Origin of the sequence: Marinilactibacillus sp. Marseille-P9653 (assembly GCF_916618885.1) — a bacterium.
Taxonomy (GTDB): Bacteria; Bacillota; Bacilli; order Lactobacillales; family Carnobacteriaceae_A; genus Marinilactibacillus.
The window spans coordinates 1504487-1520397 of record NZ_CAKAKH010000001.1 but is presented as its reverse complement, the minus strand read 5'-3'; the positions used below and the strand labels follow the sequence as shown (position 1 = coordinate 1520397).

The window sequence follows — 15911 nt, the reverse complement described above, 5'->3', positions numbered from 1 at the left end:
GACACTTAGTATAAATGGAGGAATAATGATGACAGAACCAGCAGTAGGATACGTACACTCAACAGAAAGCTTTGGATCCGTTGACGGTCCGGGTATTCGGTTCATTATCTTTATGCAAGGATGTCGGATGCGCTGTGAGTTCTGTCATAATCCGGATACTTGGAATATGGGTGGCGGTACACCCTATACAGCAGAAGAAATGATGGTAAAGGCCCTAGACTATAGAGAATACTGGGGAGAAGAAGGTGGCATCACAGTAAGTGGTGGGGAACCACTTTTGCATATTGATTTTTTAATCGAGTTTTTCAAATTAGCTAAAGCAGAAGGTGTTCATGTTTCACTGGATACATGTGGTCAACCCTTCACTTATGAGGAACCCTTCTTTAGTCGTTTCGAAGAATTGATGGAGTACACAGACCTTGTCTTGATGGATGTAAAGCATATTAATAATGACATTCATAAAAAGTATACGATGCATTCCAATGAAAGTATTTTAAATATGGCTCAGTATTTATCCACACGAGGCATTCCAATGTGGCTTAGACATGTGCTGGTTCCAGAACGATCTGATTACGATCATCATTTAGAGCAGTTGAATTCCTTCATAGAAAAGCTTGATAGTGTAGAAAAAGTAGAAGTGCTTCCTTATCACAGACTTGGTGTTTACAAGTATAAAGAACTGGGTATTCCCTATAAACTGGAAGACATTGATCCACCGACAGCTGAACGAGTAGCCAATGCGAATCGGATATTACAGACACATAAATATAAGTAATGAACTACTTTAGAGTAGAACGGATCGAACAATCCTCTTAAATGACTTAGGATGTTTCGAATGGTTCTGCTCTTTTGTGTTTGGAGATTGAATTTTGACTAAGTATCCTATATTCTTAAAGTATAAATGAATTAAAAGGAGATTTTTAAATGAGTGAAATTTTTGTTTTTGGACATAAAAGTCCTGATACAGACGCTGTAACATCTGCGATCAGCTTCAGTTACTTGCAGAACCAACTTGGCTTAGATACTAAACCTGTAGCGCTAGGTGCTATTACGGACGAAACGTCTTATGCGCTGGATTATTTCAAGGTTGATTACCCAGAAGTGGTAACGACTGTTTCAAATGAAGTGAAACAAGTTATGTTAGTAGATCATAACGAAGCGCAACAAAGTGCGGATGATATCGATCAAGTTGAAGTGTTATCTGTGGTCGATCATCATAGAATCGCTAACTTCCAAACAGCGAACCCACTTTATTACCGTGCAGAACCAGTTGGATGTACAAATACAATCATCTTCAAAATGTTCAATGAAAAAAATATTGAAATTCCAAAAGAGATTGCAGGTCTTATGCTTTCAGCAATCATTTCGGATACTTTACTGCTTAAATCACCTACCTGTACAGAAGAAGATGTTACGGCTGCAAAAGAATTAGCTGTCATTGCAAATGTAGATCTTGAAATTTATGGCGTAGAGTTATTAAAAGCCGGTACAAAAACAAGCGATAAATCTGAACAAGAACTACTAGATGCTGATGCGAAGACTTTCCCGATGGGAGAAAAAAATGTCAGAGTCGGTCAAGTAAATGTTGTAGATGTTCAAGAAATCATTGACAGAAAAGACGCGCTACTTGAAGCAATGAAAAAACAAAGTGAAGCAGAAAATTATGATGTATTCTTATTATTGATCACAAATGTGCTTGAAAATGATTCAACTGCAATTCTTTATGGACCATATGAGCAAGAGGTAACTGAAGCGTTAGCAACAACAGTTACTGACAATGTATTATTCTTAGAAGGCGTTGTTTCACGTAAAAAACAAGTTGTCCCACAGTTAACCGCTAAATTTCAATAAATAAAGATATAGAAAACCCCAACAACATGTTTAGGCACGTTGTTGGGGTTTTTGACTATTCTTGAAAAATGAATAGGAATCATCAATAAAAATGAGTTTGTGATTTTATATCAATAAAATCTATATAGATACTAGCATCCTCACAAATCAAATAAATTGTGAAAAAATATCAAATTTACAATATTTGTGGCTTAATTATTCTGATAGTGGAATATTAGTTATCTTAAAGGTTTGATGATTTAAACTCGCCATTTGTTCTGAAAAAGCCCCGACACCTTTATGCGTGAAGTAATCTAATCTCAACGTATCGTTATATAGATAAACACGATCTCCAATTGAAACGGAAGTATCCACTTTGACCATCAAATGACTCATCATTAAAACGGCTATTGGAAAAGTCTTTTGGTTGATCATCACTTTGTGTTTTGAGCGCGTCCTTAAAATACCGTTACCGTATCCAATATCACAAATAGCTAGTGTCGTATCTTCTGCAGCTACAAAAGCCGCTGAGTAACCGGCGGATTGCCCTTTGGGAACAGAAACAACATCTTTAACAGTAGCGCTCACTTCAATAGTTTGCATCGCAAGCGATTCTGGTAAATCATAATAGGGGCGCGTGCCATAAGCAATGACGCCAGCTCTGATATGTGTATGCTGATCAAAGAGACCGTCTCTCAAGTAAGACGCACTATTTTGTGCATGAATAAAGGTCAAAGTATCCAAGTAAGGTTCTAAGACCGTTAAAACATTTGACCAGTTTTCTTTTTCGATTTCGTAACGATTATCTAATAATTCATCTGCAAAGGCGAAATGAGTCCAAATACCTGTAATCGTTAGAAGTTGCTCATCAAAGACGGTTTTCATTTCATCAGCGGTATCAAATCCAAATCGGTTTAGAAGGTTTTTGAATACCAAATGAATCTTAATACCTTCTAAGTGTTCTTTATACTGATGATAAAATGCTAAATTTGGTAAGGTCAGACTGATATCGTGTTCACGCAGTATATCAAATTCAGTTGAAGGATCCAGGAGTAAAACGGTGGTTTGATCGTCTTGTTTTCTTAACCACACGGCTTCTTCTAGATTAGTTGTAGCGTAACTTCTGATTCCGGCTTTGTAGAAAGCTCTATAAGCACGTTCCATACCAAAGTTATAAGCGTTATTCTTCACAACAACGATCACATCTTGTTTCTCTTGTAAAGAACGCGCCTGCTCGAACAATCTTTGTTGATTAAACGTTAATATCGCTGTCATGATTATTCTCCTAAATGATTTAATATTTCCTGAAAGTACTGAACACCATAAACGAGGACCGATTCATCAAAATTGAAAGTCGAGGTATGCAGTCCGCTAGTATAACCTTTAGCTGTATTTTTAATCCCTAAAAAAGCGAAATTTGTTTGTGTGACTGTAGAGTAAAATGAAAAATCTTCTCCGAATAAATAGGGGTTAGCTTTCAATGATAAAGATAATCCTGCTGAAGCTGCACTTTTTTCAACTAAGTCTAAAAGAGAAGACGGATTGATTACAGGAGGATAACCTTCCGCAATAGATAAAGTGGAGGTGGTGCCAAAGATTTGATCATTGCTTTCAACAATTGCGCTTAATTGACTTTTGATGACTTCAAGATCTTCTGGACTATACGTACGAATCGTCCCTTCAAGGTAGCCGTTACTAGCTACGGTATTAATGGCTTCTCCAGCATCCATTTTCCCGATGTGGATGACATTTTGATTCAGACCGGACAATTGATACTGTTGGATCTGAGCAATCTGGTTTACAATATTTGAAAGTGCCCCTAAAGCATTGGCACCTGTTTCCTTTTCAGCAACGTGGGCAGATCTTCCTTTGATGCGAATGCGGTATTCTGTAGCGCTCGCCGTAAGCGGGCCTTCTTTGGTTAAGAGTACACCTTCATCCGTGTCTGGTCCTAAATGCACTCCAAACAAGGCTTCAAGGTTATAGTCTTCAAAAGGAAAAGCTTTTATGAGCGCATTTGCGCCCGCATTCGATTCCTCTGAAGGTTGAAAGACGAGCAAGACATTATGCTTCAGTTGGTTTAAGTCTTGTTGGGCTTTACACCATTCAGCAAATGTCAATAAAATAGAAGCATGCCCATCATGACCACAAGCATGCATCGCCAGTGGGTGAGTAGACTCAAAGGGGACGCCCGTTTCTTCAACAATCGGTAAAGCGTCAATATCCGCTCGAAATCCAACAGTTTTATCAGAATTTCCTTTCAAGTAGACAACCGTTGCGGTTTCTAAAGGGGATAAATACTCAATAGATAATTTTTCTAACTCTGAGCGAATATACTCTGTGGTTTTGTATTCTTGAAAAGATAGTTCAGGAATTAAATGTAAGGATCTACGGTGAGTCGTGACGCGTTTTTCATAATCTATCATTTAAAAGCTCCTTAAGTTCAGTTAAAAGATAAGCTGAGAGCGAAATCCTAAAGAGAATTTCGCTCGGCTATCTGTTTTTAGTTTAAGTTTCTTAGAGCAGAAACAATATCAATTTTACTCGCTTCTACTTCGCTTGATTTTTTAATGATTCTTGCAGGGACACCGGCTACAACGGTATTTTCTGGTACATCTTCCGTTACGATTGCGCCTGCAGCGACCACCGCACCTTTTCGAACTGTAACGCCTTCAAGGACAACGGCATTAGCACCAATCAAAACGTTGTCTTCAATCACAACAGGTTGTGCACTAGCCGGTTCAATAACACCAGACAACACAGCGCCAGCACCAACGTGTACGTTTTTCCCAGTTGTTGCGCGTCCCCCAAGAACAGCACCCATATCAATCATGGTTCCTTCGCCGACGATTGCGCCAATATTGATCACAGCGCCCATCATAATGACGGCATTATCACCAATCACAGCGTGTTCTCTGATAAACGAACCTGGTTCAATACGTGCATTCACTTCAGAAGCATCTAAAAGCGGAATGGCTGAATTTCTTCTGTCTTGTTCCAGTACATGATCAATTAAAGCTTCTTTATTATCCATGAAGAAGGCTTTCCAGTCTTTAAGATCAGTGAAAATGGTATAACTATCTTTATTCCCAAACACTTTAAACGTATCTGGAAAATCAGATTTAGATAAAGAAGTGTTCACATAAATTTTGACCGGAGTCGTTTTTGTCGACTCACTAATGTACTGGATAATTTCTTGAGCTGAAAATTCGTTCATAAGTTTATTCTCCTAAGTTATGGTACGTGTAGTAACCATTTTGTTTGTGTTGTAATGTTTGAGCAACAGTCAAAGCGCCACTAGCGAAAATGTCTTTGGACTGAGCAGAGTGTTTAATAGAAATGACTTCATCATGACCTGCATAGATCACTTCATGCTCGCCAACAATGGTTCCGCCGCGGATAGAAGAGATGCCGATTTCTTTTGGATCACGTTTTTCTGATTTTTCATGACGATCGTAGACTGGCTGTGCAGCGGGTTTGGCGCTCTCAACGATTGCATCATAGAGCTTAACCAAGGTACCGCTTGGAGCATCCACTTTTTGATTATGATGCTTCTCGATCATTTCAATATCGAACTGTTCAAGTAGTGGGGTAGCATATTTAATGATCTCAGTCAGAATATGCACACCATAACTCATATTGGCACTAAAGAAAACCGGTTGTGTTTGGGCTTTTTCTTGCATCAACTCAGCCAGACGATCTTTTTCTCCGGTTGTTGCAATGACAAGTGGCGCAGTAATAGAGGATTCTAGTAAAGCGGTTGTGAGTACTGGATGAGAAAAATCAATGACGACATCGACTTTAGGCAAAGCATCATCAAAGGTTGAGAACACTGGATACTGATCCGCTTTTTCATCCGGTGTAACCACTCCAGCAATCTTGTGTCCTTGTTCTTCTGCGAGTACTGCGACACGCTTGTTCATTGCGCCGTATCCAACTAATAATATATCCATCTATACACTTTCTCCTTTTAAATGACGGAAGACTTCGATGATAGAAGCCTGATCCATTTCTTCAAGTGGGACAAGAGGGAGTCTGACTTCGTACTGACCAAACCCTAGAAAACTTGTTAACACTTTGATTGGAATTGGATTGACATCAATACTGAGCACTTCGACAACTGGATGCAGTTCTCTATAAATCAGATTTGCTTTAGCGATATCGATCTTAACCGTTTCAAACATCAGTTGATATTCGCTGGGTAGTACGTTGGCAGCGACAGAGATCAGGCCATGTCCACCTTGAGCAAAGAAAGGTAAAGCTAGATCGTCATTTCCACCATAAAAGGCAAAAGAGTCATTCACCACAGCTTGGAGACGACTTAAGTGAGTCAGATCTCCTGTTGCATCTTTAAGACCGACGATATTTGGATGCTCAGCGAGTATTTGCAAAGTTTCAGGTTCAATGGTCATCCCTGTTCTTGCGGGAACATCATACAAGATGATCGGAATGTTTACAGCATCAGCGATCGTTGTAAAATGTGCCACTAATCCTCGTTGGCTTGTTTTATTGTAGTAAGGGGTAATAACCAGTAATCCATCGACACCGAGTTCTTCCGCTTTTTTGGAAGCCTCGATACTTGCTTTCGTATTGTTTGAGCCAGTTCCCGCAATAACGGGGATCTGTCCATCAGAAACCTCAAGCGCAACGTTCAGCAAGTTCATTTTTTCTTCGGTTGAAAGCGTCGATCCTTCACCGGTAGTCCCATTTACAATTAGACTTTGAATCTGATTGTCTTTCAAAAACGTTAAGTGATTTCGGAACTGTTCATAATCAACGGCGTCTTCCGTAAAGGGTGTAGTAACGGCAGCGCCAATTCCTGTAAATAGGTGAGACATAATGTGTTTCTCCTCTCAGTTCGTTAATTGTTGAAGAATCTGTACGGCATTGAGTGCAGCACCTTTTAAAATATTATCGCTGACTGTCCAGACATGATAGGTGTTTTTAAGGCTGTCGTCTTTTCGAATCCGTCCAACAAAAATGCCTTCTTTACCACCTGCTTGAATGGGCATCGGATATTGGTCATTTTTAGGATCATCCACTAACGTAACGTAGGGACTTTCTTCAAATAACTGTTGGATGTTTTGAACCGTTGTTTCTTTTGTCAGTGTAACATTCATGGCAACGGAATGCGCGCTCGTAACGGGTACGCGTACACAAGTAGCCGTAACAGGTAATGTTGGCAGACTGAGTATTTTCCTTGTTTCTTCAATCATTTTCACTTCTTCTTTTGTGTAGCCGTCTTCTTGGAAAACATCAATATGCGGAATCACATTATTATAAATAGGGTACGGATAGTTCAATGGTTCTTTCCCTTGTTCACCACGTTTCAAGTCTTCGATGCCTTTCCATCCGGATCCGGACACAGATTGATAGGTCGTATAAGCGACTCGTTCAATACCGAAGGCATCTAGTAGGAGTTTTAGTGGTCCTACAGACTGTATGGTTGAACAGTTTGGATTGGCGATGATCTTTCTATCCAGTACGGGAGGGTTTACTTCCGGAACCACTAAAGAAATTTCTGGATCCATTCTCCAAGCACTTGAATTATCTATGACGACTGCACCGTGTTGTTCAAAAAGAGGAGAGAAGGTTAAACTTGTTTCTCCACCAGCAGACATCAAGACATAATCAAAAGGACCAGTTGTTTTTTCTGGTGTTAATTCTTCTACAACCAGTTCTTCGTCTTTGAAGATTACTTTAGTTCCTGCTGAACGGGCAGAAGAGAATAGAGTCAATTCTTCAATAGGAATATTTTTTTCTTCTAGTAAGCGAAGCATCGTACTACCAACTAATCCAGTAGCGCCGACTACGGCAATTTTACACATAAGAACGTCCTTTCTTGTTTTAAGAGATGGATTATAGATCGAATTTTTCGCAAAGCAATTTCGTTGCTTTTTCACCATTGCTTTCATCAATCACACAGGAAACACTGATTTCAGAAGTCGTTACTTGGTAATAAGTGATGTCTGATTCAATCAAAGTTCTAAAAATCTGAGAAGCGACACCAGACATATCTCTCATTCCTGCACCAATAACAGAGATCTTGGCATAATGATCAACGATGCTGACGGTCAAATCATGATAATGACCTTTCAACTGATCAAAAACTTGCACGAGCTGACGTTCATCGGAATCTTTAGCTGTGAAGGATAACTGCATGACGTCTTGATTTCTGATTTGAGAAATCATATCAATATTGATTTCTTCTTTTTCTAGTTCAACAAAAATATCATTTAATAGTTGAGCACCGTTTGAGGGATCCGTTAAGGTTACATGAGCCATATTCTTATCTAACGCAACGCCAGTGACGGCTTTGTGTTCAAGTATTTGTTCATTCGGCACGATCCAAGTTCCTTTCTCTTTAGAGAGTGTTTTAGCAAGATAAAGCTTTATTCCGTTATTGTTCGCCAGTTCCACGCTTCTCGTTTCTAGTACACCTGCACCAAGAGCAGACATTTCCATCATCTCTTCATAGGAGATTTTATCCCAACGTTTTGCATTTGGGAAAATTCTGGGATCCGTACTATAGACACCTGTAACATCTGTATAGATTTCACAAGTTGTTTTCAAAGCCGCAGCCAATGCAACGGCTGTCGTGTCTGAACCACCACGTCCCAGTGTTGTGAGTTCGCCTTCTTTATTGAAGCCTTGAAAGCCAGCAACAATAACGACCTGATTCGTTTCAAACAATTGATCGAACAAATCCGTTTTGATTGAAGAGATTTTACTTTTTAAATGATGCCCAATAGTTTCGATGCCCGCTTGGTAACCCGTTAATGGTTTAGCTTTAACATCCAAATCATTCAGAGTGATCGAAAGATAAGAAATAGTTTGCTGTTCACCGGTCGTCAGCAGCATAGCCAAATCCTGATCATTTGGTTTAGAAGTAATTTGTCCGACATTTTTCAGTAATTCATCGGTTGTTTTGCCCATAGCGGACACAACGACAACCAATTGCTCTCCTTGGTCAGTCCGTTCTTTGAGATATAAGGCGATTTCTTTTATTTTTGACAGATCGGAAACACTTGATCCACCAAATTTTAATACGCTTCTTTTCATGGCTATCCTTTCCAAACTTAGTGAGACTGCCTTTGGTACTCTAGAGTATACAAAAAGGACAAGTCGAAGTACCGACTTGTCCTAAAGAATCTATATACAAGCGGAAGCACTCCGTAAAGTAGATTACCTATTCAATTATTAGGTGTCTACTTATATTCATACGGCAGTCTGCATATTCTTCATATGCAGCCCAACAGTTAACCTTACTGTAAAGATCAACCATTTCGGCAGATTTCCCTTTCGTTATCAAGAACTTACAGGTTCTATTGTTGATAACTACTTTTGATTTCTGCGCCTCATCCAGTCATTCAGTTTTAATTTGTTATTTGCATATAACCTTATCAAAAATGCAAAAGAATGTAAATAGAAATCTTTTTGAGAGGTAAAAGAATGTGAAACAAAGGTCTTGATGAATCTATAGTGTTTTTTGATTAATAAAAAGAGGGAGTATTGATATACTGGTAGAGAATTCATAAGGAGGGTCCAAAGATGAAACAACAGATTCAATTTCCAGATGAACAGACAGTACTGAATTTAGGCCAAGGAACTTGGCGCTTAGGCGAGGATAGCAGTAAGCATGATCAAGAAATAACGGCGCTTCGCTCGGGAATAGACAGCGGCTTAACATTGATTGATACTGCAGAAATGTACGGAGAAGGACAATCAGAAAAACTTGTAGGAGAAGCCATCGCTAACTACAATCGAGAAGATTTATTTCTGGTCTCAAAGGTATGTCCTCATCATGCAGGAAAATCAGACATATTTGATGCTTGTGACCAAACCCTTGAACGTTTAGGTGTAGAGACACTCGACTTGTATTTACTCCATTGGAGAGGCCGTGTGCCACTACAAGAAACGGTCGACTGTTTTGAAGATCTGAAACGTCAAGGTAAGATCAAAAATTGGGGCGTCTCTAACTTTGATTTGGAAGATATGCAAGAGTTACTCGCAATAGAAGGCGGCGAAAATTGCCAAACAAACCAGGTCCTTTACCATTTAGCTTCTAGAGGAACGGAAGTTGTCTTACAGGATTATCTAAAAGAAAAAGGCATTCCCATGATGGCCTATTGCCCAGTCATTGGTCAAGAACCGAATTTGAAAGAGCGTGTCTATAATGATGCAACGGTTAAAAATATCGCTGATGCTCATGATATTTCCATCATTCAATTACTACTCGCATTCGTGATGCAACAAGATAATGTTATTGCGATTCCAAAAGCCAGCAGTAAGGAACATGTCCAGTTGAACGCTGACGTTTTGGACGTTACTTTATCTGAAGAAGAGATAAACCAGTTAGATGCCGCTTTCCCTGTGCCGGATCATAGAGTCCCATTAAGTATTCAATAATTGGGGAAGAAGGATAGCATATTAAGGAAATGATTTCTTGGAGTTTGAAATGAAATATGATTCGTATACAATGCCCAAACGGCAAGAATGAAAACAATCCAAGCGCAGATGGACAATATCGGTGCAAAAATCAGTAAAGAAGATCATGTTGATGCTAAGATGGCTGTTCGTTATCTAGCGGATCATGCAAAAGAACTGGAAATTGATTTGGACCGTATCTTGCTGTGCGGCGATTCTAGTGGTGGCCATACGGCTCTAATGGCTTGGTCAACTTGGAACAAGCCATTACTGGATGCATCAGAAGACCCACTTCCGGAAATTAAAGGATGTATTGATCTCTACGGAGTATATGATTTGCTTACGATTCCGGACAAAGAATCAGCGGTTGATCATAGAAACCCAACGAGCCCAGACAGTCTCCTCACAGGCGGTTTCTTACCAGAAAATTACCCGGAAAAAGCAGAGAAAGCATCCGTTCCTTACTACCTTAAACAAGCCGATGCATTGGGTCCATTACTCATTATCCATGGTAACAAAGACAGATTAGTTCCATTTGAACAAAGCGTAGAGCTCTTTGAACTCTGCAAGGAAAAGCAGACTCAAGCAGATTTTTACTGCGTAGATGGAGCTGATCACGGAGGCCCAACTTTTTTCACGGATGAAGTCATTCAAATCATGTTAGACTTTATGGATAAGTATTTGAAATAAAATGAGACAATGTTTTATGCAAAGTAGTAATCCCGCCTTGGAACTACTACTTTTTTCATTTATGAAAAATTAAAATAATGTTAATATATCTATTTTATTTGTAATGTTTTTTTAATATAATAGAACTTATAAATTAGTTAGTGAATAATAGGAGGGGTTCAATGAAAGAATACTTAAGATTTGAAACCGAACTGTTTATGAGAGACCGAAAAAATGGCTTCTTGTTCTTAGGGGTGGCACTATTTTTAATCGGTCTACTGTTTTACATACCGTACCAACAGGTGAATGACATTTATAATAAGACACAAAACGAACTACATACCGTCAGAAACACTATTACTAGTTTTCCCGTACATATTGTAGAAGAAGCTCCTGATCGTTTTCCGGTTTACAGTGATGTTTTAAAAGAATCTCAGCTGATTGGAAATCAGGAAGTCGCTTTAACATTTTATGATGACCTGGAGCAATATACGTCTGTCGGTATAGAACTTGCAGAAACGAGAATCCAGGCACATGAAAAAGGCTATGAATCCTTTAATCAGAATTTCTATGTGCCGTTAGAACACTCGCTAAGAGAAGCTGTTTACTATCAAGCTTTAGAGGATCAGAACCAAACGATCGAAAGAGATGCACAAAGTAGTTCCACGTATTTAGTGCTCGCAATCACGGCATTCAGCAGCGTGTTTTTTATCTTTTTACTTTTATTGACAAGTGATATTTTAACAAAAGACAATGCACATCATACCATCATTCAAGCCTATCCTATTAATGAAAGTCAAAGACTGCTTGGAAAACTATTGGTTTATCTATTCACCACGATGCTTGTATTAACCGGTTTATTCGGTTTAGCTTATATTGGTTCACTGCTACTGTTCGATGCAGGATCAATGCAATATCCGAGAGTCATCTATACACTATCAGGATATGAAGCAGTATCTACCGGTCAATTCATTCTGAAAAGCTTATTGATTTCTGCAGGCTTTGTTATCCATACCATTTTATTAGCGGCTGTTTTGAATAGTTTTTTGAAGAATCGTTACTTGACGTTGTTCTTTGGTAGTAGTTTTCTGCTGATTAGTTTCTTGTTTTCTGGAGAATGGGGCAACCTGGCTTATACGCCAATTAGTTATTTGAATCCAATAGCCGTTTTGACAGGGATAGCCAGAGAGCATTTTGGTCAGAGTGGGATTGTCTATTCTAGGGCAATACTTATTTACTCTCTATGGAGTCTAATCTATCTGATTATACTATCCATTTATTTTTCTAAAAAACATCGACTATCAACAAGTCATAAGGAGGGAGGAGAATGAGGGCCTTTTATTTCTTTGAATTAAACAGCATCATTCGCAATAAAAAGAATCTTGCGGCAATCATTCTTTTGCTGATTACGACACTGTATTATGTATTTGTTATTGAACCGAATTATCAACCGGATGAAAGAGTAGATGCAGTAAACGTACAACAAGACTATGATGAAATGAGTCATTGGTTAGAAAACTACAGAGGAGAAGGCACCAGTTCTGGAGCGGCGTTTGCTTTAAGTTATTTTCCACCACTTGTTGAACTTAATGAAACACGTTTAGATGCATTAGAGCAAAAAGACTTTGCTGCCTATACAAGAGCGACGGCTGAATGGTATCGATATGAGGACCAGTGGATCTTTTCAAGCCCAGAGTTTCTTTCTTATAATACGGCTTATTACGGAATTGGCCAGCAGTACCCATTACAAGAAGGTCGCTATTGGTATTTAAGCACCGCTACGCGCTATAGTGCTTATGTAGATAAAGGGACAAGGATAACACCAGCTGTTCTTGAGGAGCGCACAGCTCTTCAGACAGGCATTCGAGCATGGAATTCAAGTATTGTCCCCATCGCACTGATCAGTCTAGTGGTGATTTTCTCTATTGATATCGTAACAAAGGATCGTAACCACCTCTCATTAGTCAGTAGTTTTCCACTGTCATTTGAGCAAAAACTCTGGGTTAAAACAGCTGTTGTAATAACCACTTTCAGTATCGTTAGTTTTTCTATCTTTCTGCTTGGGTTGAGTATAGTTGCTCTAAAAGAAGGCTTTGGAAGTTTTTCAATCCCCGTAATCGTATTTAATGGTCCGATACTACTTGAAGAAAACTTCTATACCATTTCAATCTGTCTTTTCTATCTACAAGCCATCGCATTGATACTCGTAATTGCCTATTTATTTACTCGATTTATCATCTTGTGTAGTCTGCTACTGAAAAATGAATACTTCAATCTATTAGTCGGACTCGCAGTCATTTTCACAGAAAGGCTATACTATATAAGAGGCATTGGTTACTTTTCAAATGTCGATTTATTTCCTTCAACCTTTTTCCGAATGTTCCTAGTTAGTCGATTTAATAGAGTAAGAGCGATTATTTAATGTTAGGAGGATGCAAAATATGCTGAAGATCAATCAAGTGTTCAAGTCTTTTGGAGAAAAAGACATTTTAAAAGAAGTCAGCTTTGAAGCGCATAGTGGAGAAATCATTGGACTCGTTGCACCGAATGGAACAGGTAAGTCCACTTTACTGAATATCATTATGAATTTTCTTACACCAGATGCAGGAGAGGTAACCATTTTAGATCAGTATGGCTATCGATCCAAAAAGCAGGAAATCAAGATGCACGAGTACCTGTCCTTTTTGCCCGAATTAAATGACTTATATGCAGAACTAAGCGGCTACGAACATATGAAGTTGTATGCCAAAATGTGGAAAGGGAAGGTGACTAGTATAGACGACATCATTGAATCCTTGAACATGACGCATTATGTTAAAAAGCCGGTAGGAACCTATTCCCTTGGGATGCGTCAGAGGTTAGCCTTTGCGATGCTGCTCGCTGCGGATACAGAGATCATGCTAATGGATGAAGTTATGAACGGGCTCGATCCTGATAATGTAACACTGCTGACAAATGAGCTTATTGAACTAAAAAGACGAGGAAAAGTCATTTTGATTGCCTCGCATTTACTAGATAATTTGGATCTGTATGCTAACCGGATTCTATTCTTCAGAGATGGCCATATCTTACTGGAAACAAGGGAAGGTGAAGTAGACAAAATCAACCAGTCCTATATTAAAATACATTTGAATAAACCCAAGTATGATGAATTGAAAGCAGTAAAAGACTTTCCAGAAAACACTCAGTATATCGCTGGAAAAATTGTAGCAATCCCGTTAAAATCTCTTGAAAAAATCGAAATCAATGATTGGATCCAGTTTTTTATCGATCAGAATATCCTGAACGTTACGATTGGTCAAATAGGAACAGCAGAATGGTACGAAGAATTTTATAATCAGTAGATTTTTTAGAGACTAATAAACATAGATAAGATGATGTTAGATTCCAAATAGCGCCTTTAGAACTAAAAAACTATGATTCATTTAGGAGAGCTTTAGTAATGATTGGTCATTCAAAAAAGAATAAAGAAGAGAAGTTCCGCAGAATTGAATTAAGTGAGGAAGAGGAAACCGAACTCTATGGAAGTAAAGGCTTCTCGTGTGCAGGTGGCTTTGCGCTTGTTTTTCTCATTATTATAGTCTTCATACTTGTGATCATTGGATTACTTTACTTTTCAATGAGGTTTGACGTAGATCTTTTTAAATTATTTGAATAAAGTGATAATTTGAATATATATAAATGAATGGAATAAGTAGAACCTTCATCTTAGCTTAGGTTTTCATTATTTCTGAAAGGAATGTTTACAAATGACCAAAAAAAAGAAACTGGATTTATTTCATAGTCATGCCAATAATAATCGTTACGATATTTGAGTTCATACCAACTGATAACTTAAATACAATTCCAAGAATCCTTTTGGGTGGTTTAATCGGATTTCTAGTTGGTATGGCGATAGATTATATTTTAAAAAAGGTTGTGACTAACAAGAATGAATGAACTATTGAAAAAGTTTAAGGAAATATCTGATTTGAAAAGTACTGGTGAAGAATTTGAACAAACTAATCCTAAATTCTCCGGAAAAAGAGTAATATATATTTTAGGAGCGATTTTTGGTTTTTTAGCATCTACCATGTGTATGATATATGTTGAAGGCTCATATTTATTCTTATTTATCGGTATATTTGGCATGATGATCATGATGTATTCGATTCAGAAATTAGTACAAGGATTGATGAATTGAAAAACTAGAGGGAGTGATTAATGTGTATATACGTAAGACTAGGGCAGAAGACGCAGCTCAGATTGCAAAAGTGCAAGTAGATAGTTGGAAAACTACATATAAAGGGATTGTGCCAGATGATTTTCTAAATAAGATGAATTACGATTTCTATACAGATAGGTTTCAAACTTACTTTATAGAAAACAGCCCAATTAGTTATGTAGCTATTGACGATAGCAATCAAATCGCAGGATACATAACTGGTGGTCAAAACCGATTGATCGATACGTATCGAGATTACGATTGTGAAATTCACGCGATATACATACTTGAAGGATATCAAGGAAATCAACTAGGTAAAAAACTTGTGAGTCATTTAATGGATGATTTATTGAGACTGAATCATAAGAAAATGCTTGTACAAGTATTAGCAGCAAATAAAGCTGTAAAATTTTATGAAAAACTTGGCGGGAAATATTTAGACTCAAAACAATTATCGATCTCTGGAAAAAATTTAGAGGAATCCATATTGGGATGGGATGATATTTCCCAAGCTTGGGTGGATTAATGTAAGGATTAAACAGTCTAGATTGAATTTCAATTGGATTTCAATTTAAACCGATTGAGAAGAGACTTTATTTCATATATTCTACTTTGTATAATATATATTATGTAAACTAATATAAAAATTTAAGAGTCTATGGCTTGGAAAATCATCATATTATTAAATACCCTATTTATTGTTAAATAATACCTAATTTAATCTAAGAGTTATGCTCCGTTACTTTTGAATCATGTATTCTTGTTTTTACAAGCATACACA

Annotated in this window: 17 protein-coding genes and 1 riboswitch; of the genes, 10 read left to right on the top strand and 7 right to left on the bottom strand. The window is 38.0% G+C overall.

The genetic code is table 11. The annotated features are described in order from the left end of the window. The first annotated feature begins 28 nt into the window (after nucleotides 1-28). Together pflA and LG377_RS07445 are read left to right on the top strand one after the other, a co-directional pair. A complete protein-coding gene (gene pflA, locus LG377_RS07450) occupies nucleotides 29-775 on the top strand; it encodes a pyruvate formate-lyase-activating protein (protein WP_225744049.1) in 747 nt (248 codons plus the stop codon). Nucleotides 776-924: 149 nt separating this feature from the next. Beyond that, nucleotides 925-1851 (top strand): manganese-dependent inorganic pyrophosphatase, encoded by a 927-nt coding sequence (locus LG377_RS07445; protein ID WP_225744048.1) that lies wholly within the window; start codon nucleotides 925-927, stop codon nucleotides 1849-1851. A 195-nt stretch (nucleotides 1852-2046) separates the two neighbouring features. Here the strand turns inward: LG377_RS07445 and LG377_RS07440 are convergent, their stop codons facing one another. From LG377_RS07440 to LG377_RS07410, 7 genes are all read right to left on the bottom strand, one after another. Continuing rightward, nucleotides 2047-3105, bottom strand: a complete 1059-nt coding sequence (locus LG377_RS07440; RefSeq protein WP_225744047.1) for an alanine racemase — start codon at nucleotides 3103-3105, stop codon at nucleotides 2047-2049. 2 nt (nucleotides 3106-3107) lie between these two features. Further along, entirely contained in the window at nucleotides 3108-4256 is a 1149-nt protein-coding gene (locus LG377_RS07435; RefSeq protein ID WP_225744046.1) for a M20 family metallopeptidase, read from the bottom strand. A gap of 77 nt (nucleotides 4257-4333) precedes the next feature. Next, nucleotides 4334-5047 (bottom strand): 2,3,4,5-tetrahydropyridine-2,6-dicarboxylate N-acetyltransferase, encoded by a 714-nt coding sequence (gene dapD, locus LG377_RS07430; RefSeq protein ID WP_225744045.1) that lies wholly within the window; start codon nucleotides 5045-5047, stop codon nucleotides 4334-4336. A gap of 4 nt (nucleotides 5048-5051) precedes the next feature. Further along, nucleotides 5052-5783, bottom strand: a complete 732-nt coding sequence (dapB, locus tag LG377_RS07425) for a 4-hydroxy-tetrahydrodipicolinate reductase (RefSeq protein WP_225744044.1) — start codon at nucleotides 5781-5783, stop codon at nucleotides 5052-5054. Then, nucleotides 5784-6668: a 4-hydroxy-tetrahydrodipicolinate synthase gene (gene dapA / locus LG377_RS07420; protein ID WP_225744043.1), complete on the bottom strand. Its 885-nt coding sequence runs from the start codon at nucleotides 6666-6668 to the stop codon at nucleotides 5784-5786. It abuts the gene before it with no gap. A 15-nt stretch (nucleotides 6669-6683) separates the two neighbouring features. Then, complete coding sequence (locus LG377_RS07415) at nucleotides 6684-7658, bottom strand: aspartate-semialdehyde dehydrogenase (RefSeq protein WP_225744042.1); 975 nt, start codon at nucleotides 7656-7658, stop codon at nucleotides 6684-6686. A 31-nt stretch (nucleotides 7659-7689) separates the two neighbouring features. Continuing rightward, nucleotides 7690-8892, bottom strand: a complete 1203-nt coding sequence (locus LG377_RS07410) for an aspartate kinase (RefSeq protein WP_225744041.1) — start codon at nucleotides 8890-8892, stop codon at nucleotides 7690-7692. A 96-nt stretch (nucleotides 8893-8988) separates the two neighbouring features. After that, a riboswitch (Lysine riboswitch) is annotated at nucleotides 8989-9200 on the bottom strand. 181 nt (nucleotides 9201-9381) lie between these two features. Here LG377_RS07410 and LG377_RS07405 point away from each other — a divergent pair. The 8 genes from LG377_RS07405 (at nucleotide 9382) to LG377_RS07370 (ending at nucleotide 15656) form a co-directional block, all read left to right on the top strand. Next, complete coding sequence (locus tag LG377_RS07405) at nucleotides 9382-10239, top strand: aldo/keto reductase (RefSeq protein WP_225744040.1); 858 nt, start codon at nucleotides 9382-9384, stop codon at nucleotides 10237-10239. Nucleotides 10240-10326: 87 nt separating this feature from the next. Then, a complete protein-coding gene (locus tag LG377_RS07400) occupies nucleotides 10327-10947 on the top strand; it encodes an alpha/beta hydrolase (RefSeq protein ID WP_225744039.1) in 621 nt (206 codons plus the stop codon). A gap of 161 nt (nucleotides 10948-11108) precedes the next feature. Beyond that, entirely contained in the window at nucleotides 11109-12257 is a 1149-nt protein-coding gene (locus tag LG377_RS07395; RefSeq protein WP_225744038.1) for a hypothetical protein, read from the top strand. Continuing rightward, the gene (locus LG377_RS07390) at nucleotides 12254-13348 is read left to right on the top strand and encodes a hypothetical protein (RefSeq protein ID WP_225744037.1); all 1095 of its coding nucleotides are present in this window, start codon (nucleotides 12254-12256) and stop codon (nucleotides 13346-13348) included. The genes LG377_RS07395 and LG377_RS07390 overlap by 4 nt, the downstream gene beginning before the upstream one ends. A gap of 19 nt (nucleotides 13349-13367) precedes the next feature. Continuing rightward, complete coding sequence (locus LG377_RS07385) at nucleotides 13368-14270, top strand: ABC transporter ATP-binding protein (RefSeq protein ID WP_225744036.1); 903 nt, start codon at nucleotides 13368-13370, stop codon at nucleotides 14268-14270. 98 nt (nucleotides 14271-14368) lie between these two features. Next, nucleotides 14369-14584: a hypothetical protein gene (locus LG377_RS07380; RefSeq protein WP_225744035.1), complete on the top strand. Its 216-nt coding sequence runs from the start codon at nucleotides 14369-14371 to the stop codon at nucleotides 14582-14584. A gap of 273 nt (nucleotides 14585-14857) precedes the next feature. After that, nucleotides 14858-15109, top strand: a complete 252-nt coding sequence (locus LG377_RS07375) for a hypothetical protein (protein WP_225744034.1) — start codon at nucleotides 14858-14860, stop codon at nucleotides 15107-15109. 22 nt (nucleotides 15110-15131) lie between these two features. After that, nucleotides 15132-15656, top strand: coding sequence for a GNAT family N-acetyltransferase (locus LG377_RS07370; protein ID WP_225744033.1), 525 nt, complete (start codon nucleotides 15132-15134; stop codon nucleotides 15654-15656). Nucleotides 15657-15911 lie beyond the last annotated feature (255 nt).